Annotated in this window: 1 protein-coding gene; it reads left to right on the top strand. The window is 66.1% G+C overall.

Annotation, left to right across the window (positions count from 1 at the left end):
• Nucleotides 1-220: 220 nt before the first annotated feature.
• Nucleotides 221-1,020: IS5 family transposase (locus ACFY3C_RS45780; RefSeq protein WP_390775198.1), on the top strand; the 800-nt coding region annotated here is incomplete at its 3' end.

Below are 1,020 nucleotides of genomic sequence, written 5' to 3'. Positions count from 1 at the left end.
CTCAAAGAGTGTTTTGTCCTGGCGAGGTTGTTTGGTGGCGCTTCGAAGGGCGAGTGGGTCTGCGACTGCTGGGGCGAGAGTGGTCAATGCGGCCTGTGCGATAGGAGACTCCATACCTCTGCCCGTTTGAGTCGAGTCGCTCCTGTCTGATCCCAAAGCGCCCCCGGTTGACGCTGTTTGCGCCCTGGGGATGCGTCGTGCCCGACGGTACTACCGAAACATGACGCGACAGCGCCCGTATCCCAGCGACCTGTCCGATGCCCGCTGGGAGTTGATCGGACCCACGCTCACCGCCTGGCGGGCCGAGCGCAGAGGCAAGGGCCTGGACATCGGCCGCCCACCCGAGCACGACCTGCGCCGCATCATGGACGCCATCCTGTACGTCGACCGCATCGGGATCCCTTGGCGGTACCTCCCGCACGATTTCGCACCATGGGAGACGGTGTACGGCTACTTCGCCGCCTGGCAGAAGGAAGGCGTCTTCGACCAGCTCAACGGCCTGCTGCGGCGCCTGGTGCGTGAAGCCGAAGGCCGGGATGCCGAGCCGAGCGCCTGCGTGCTTGACGCGCAGAGCATCAAGACCTCCGCCAACGTGCCAGCGGCCGGCCAGGGCATCGACGCAGGCAAGAAAATCGCAGGTCGCAAGCGCCACATCGGCGTCGACACCCTCGGCCTGCTGCTGGCCGTCTGGGTGACCGCGGCCAGCATCTCCGACAACACCGGCGGCATCCACCTGCTCTCCCAGATCTCCGCCGCAACCCCTCGAGTGACCAAGGCGTGGGCCGACACCGGCTACCGGACGAAAGCCATCGACCACGGCGCCCGCCTCGGAATCGACGTCGAAGTCGTCCAACGCGACCCCGGCGCCAAAGGGTTCAAGGTGATCCCCCGACGTTGGGTGGTCGAGCGGACCTTCGGCTGGCTGATGCACCACCGCCGTCTCGCACGCGACTACGAGACCCACCCCCACCGATCCGAAGCCATAATCCACGTCGCGATGATCGACCTCATAAGCCGACG

This window comes from Streptomyces sp. NPDC001410 (assembly GCF_042895235.1).
Lineage (GTDB): Bacteria > Actinomycetota > Actinomycetes > Streptomycetales > Streptomycetaceae > Streptomyces.
This window is presented reverse-complemented; position numbering and strand designations above follow the sequence as displayed.